This is a genomic window from Micromonospora endophytica, assembly GCF_003236305.1.
In the GTDB taxonomy this organism is placed as follows: Bacteria; Actinomycetota; Actinomycetes; order Mycobacteriales; family Micromonosporaceae; genus Micromonospora; species Micromonospora endophytica.
In genome coordinates this window covers 1-3,423 of the sequence record NZ_POTX01000396.1, presented here as the reverse complement: position 1 = coordinate 3,423, position 3,423 = coordinate 1, and the positions used below count along the sequence as shown (strand labels likewise).

Below are 3,423 nucleotides of genomic sequence, written 5' to 3'. Positions count from 1 at the left end.
GGCGTCGGCTTTGGCCGTGGATCTCAGCCAGCGGCGGCGGGGTCGTGGCAGCCTGGGGGCCGGGCCTTTGCTGGCGGCTTCGGCACCTGGCGCGGCCGGCCGTAGGATCCTGCTCTCTTCGCCGTCTGCCACCGTTCGAGTATTACCCATCTGTCCACCAGCGTCAGGTCCGGTCGTACCCTGATGCCATGCCCCGGTACGAGTTTCGTTGCCGCGCCTGCGGCGACACCTTCGAGGTCAACCGCCCGATGGCCCGCGCTGGTGAGCCGGCGTCCTGTCCACAGGGGCACGCCGACACGGTGAAACTGTTGTCCACGGTCGCGGTCACCGGGCGAGGCGGTGGCACCACAGGCGGTGCGCCGGCGCCCACCGGCGGTGGGTGCTGCGGCGGCGGGTGCGGCTGTTGAGGTGACCGCAGGGCCGGGTGGTGCGCCGGGCGAGGCCGGTCTTGCCCGTACGCCGGTCCCAGTGGCACCTTGAAGCGGAGCCGCGACCGGCCGTTTTTACGATGCGTGATGATCTGGTTTCGTGAAGTATCACGTTGAGGCCAGGGGGGAGGTTCCACGCATGTCGGCACGGATCCACCTCCCGACCGGCTGGGTGACGTTCGTCTTCACCGACATCGAAGGCTCCACCCGGCTGGCGCAACTGCTCGGACCCGGCTACCGGCCGGTGCTTGCGGAGCATCGCCGCCTGTTGCGCCGGACGATCGTGGCGACCGAGGGCGCCGAGTTGCTGACCGAAGGCGACTCGTTCTTCCTGGCCTTCAGCGACGCCAGTGCCGCGCTCACCGCCTGCCTCACCGCTCAGCGTGCGCTCGGCGACCACGAGTGGCCCACCCCGGAGGCGGCCCCCCGGGTCCGGATGGGCCTGCACACCGGCTGGGCCGAGCCGCGCGACGGCGAGTACGCCAGCCCCGAGGTGCATCGGGCCGCCAGGGTCGCCGCCGCGGCGCACGGTGGGCAGGTCCTCTGCTCCGCCGCCACGGCGGGGCGCGCCAATCCGTTGCCGGTCGACGCGTCCCTGCTCGACCTCGGTCTGCACCGGCTACGTGGCTTCGACGACCGGGAGCGGCTCTACCAGCTTGTCGCACCAGGACTGGAGCGGCAGTTCCCGCGCCCGCGTACCGCCGACGCGGTGGCGCACAACCTGCCGATCCAGGTCACCTCGTTCGTCGGCCGGCAGGCCGAACGGGTCGAGCTGCGGGAACTCGTCGCCGGGCACCGACTGGTCACCGTGCTCGGGGCAGGCGGGGGCGGCAAGACCCGGTTGGCCGTCGAACTCGCCACCGATCTGGTCGAGCAGTACCCGGACGGGGTGTGGTTCGTCGACATCGCCGCGGTGACCGATCCCGGGTTGGTGGCCTTCGCGATCGCCGCCGTGCTCGGACTACGCCCCGAGCCCGGACGCCCGATGGTCGACACGCTTGTCGAGTACGCTTCCGCCCGCCGGATGCTCATCGTGCTCGACACCTGCGACGCCCAACCGTCGGCCTGCGCGGACGTGGTCTCCCGACTGCTCGCCGGCGGGAACGGGGTCCGGGTGCTGGCGACCACCCGCGAGCCGCTGGCACTGCCCGGTGAGGTGGTGTGGCGGATCCCGCCGCTGTCGGTCGATCCGTCCCCCGACGGCACGGAGAGCGACGCGGTCGCGCTGCTGCTGGACCGCACCACGGCGGCCCGGGGCGGCCGGGAGCCGGACCCGGCCGAGTCGGCGGACCTGCGCCGGGTGGTACGCCGGCTGGACGGGTTGCCGCTCGCCATCGAACTGGCCGCGGCTCGCCTGCGGGTGCTCTCGGTCGGGCAGCTCGCCGAACGCCTCGACGACGTGCTCGGCACCCTCGACGCCGGGCGGGAGGCGCGGGTGCCACCCGCGGATCCGGACCGGGCCGACGGTCAACGACCCGCCGATCGGGGTGCGGCGCAGACCGGAGCCACCGTGCCCGACCCGGCGAGCCCTGGCGCGCGGTCGGCGGTGGAGCGGCACCTGACCATGCAGGCGACTGTCACCTGGTCGTACCGGACGCTCGGCCCGCGCGCCGCGCGGCTGTTGCGCTGGCTGGCGGTCTTCGCCGGCCCAGTCGACCTGCCGACCGTGGAGTGGCTGCTCGGCGACGATCCACTCGATCCGCTCTCCGTGCTCGTGGACAAGTCCCTGGTGCTGGCGGAGCCGCACGTGGCGGGGTGCTCGTACCGGATGCTCGACCCGATCCGGGCGTACGCCGCCCGCAGGCTCGCGGAGGCCGGTGAGGAGCAGGCCGCCCGCAACCGGCACGTGGCCTGGTCGAAGCACGCCCTGGAACGGGCGCACCTCGGTCCGAACGGCCAGCCGGTGACCCTGTCGCTGTACGCGCTCGATCCGCTCGCCGGTGAGTTGCGCGCCGCCCTGCGCTGGTGCGCCACCGGCGGCAGCGCCCGCACCGGACTGCGGCTGGCCGGTGGGCTCGACCAGTGGTGGCGGGAGCGTGGGCTGGCCCGGGAGGGACGGCTCTGGCTGTTCCGGCTCTACGGCCGGCTCGCCGAGACCGGCGAGGCCATCCCGGAGGGGGAGCTGGCAGCGGCGTACCACATGCATTCCCTGCATGCCGGCGCGGACGGTGAGTTCGCCGAGGAGCTGAGGTACTCCCAGCGGGCGGAGGCGGCGGCCCGACAGGCCGGCGATGCCGGCCTGCTGGCCCGGGTGCTGGCGGGGCGCGCGGCGCCCCTGGTCGACATGGGACAGTTCGCCGAGGCGGAGCGGGTCTGTCGGGAGGTCATCGACTGGGCGTACGAGCAGGGCGTCGACTCCGAGGCGCTCTTCGCCGTGCTGCGGCTGGCCGAGTTGCTGTGGCGGCGGGGCGCGCTGGACGAGGCGGCGGAGCTGCTCGGTGCGGCCCGGCCGGTCGAGGCGTCCCGTCCGGTCGACAGGGGCCGCCGCTCGGTGGACATGCTGCTCGGCATGGTGGCGTTGGCCCGGGGCGACCTGGTGGCCGCGCACGAGCATCTGCTCGCGGCGTTGCGTTCCCGGATGAACCACGGCTTCCACGGGCGGGCCTGCGACACCCTCAACGCGATCGCGGTGCGGTGTGCCGCCGGCGGTGAGCCGCTGACCGCGGCCCGGCTCTTCGGTGCGGCGCAGGCGACCCGGGCCGGTCTGCGCTCAGCCTCCGGCATTTACGACGCCTACTGGACACAGCAGCAGACGGCGCTGCGCAGATTGCTGGGCGACGTCGTCTTCGACGAGGCGTACGGCGAGGGCAGCGCGTTGGGGCTGGATGAGGCGACCGCGCTGGCGCTCGGCGTCGAGCATCCCGACCTGGCCGCCGACTCGGCCCGGTTCTCGGCCCGGCCGGGCGGCAGCGGTCCCGGTACCGCCGGCACCGTGCCACGCCAACCGACCGCCACCGCCGACCGCCACACCGGACACGCCTGACCCCACCCCCTG

At 73.9% G+C, this 3,423-nt stretch carries 2 protein-coding genes; both read left to right on the top strand.

Going from position 1 to position 3,423, the window contains the following annotated elements; all coding sequences use genetic code 11:
* Nucleotides 1-188: 188 nt before the first annotated feature.
* Nucleotides 189-407, top strand: coding sequence for an FmdB family zinc ribbon protein (locus C1I93_RS29650; RefSeq protein WP_111246553.1), 219 nt, complete (start codon nucleotides 189-191; stop codon nucleotides 405-407).
* Between the two features lie 160 nt (nucleotides 408-567).
* A complete protein-coding gene (locus C1I93_RS29645) occupies nucleotides 568-3,411 on the top strand; it encodes an ATP-binding protein (protein ID WP_111246552.1) in 2,844 nt (947 codons plus the stop codon).
* Nucleotides 3,412-3,423 lie beyond the last annotated feature (12 nt).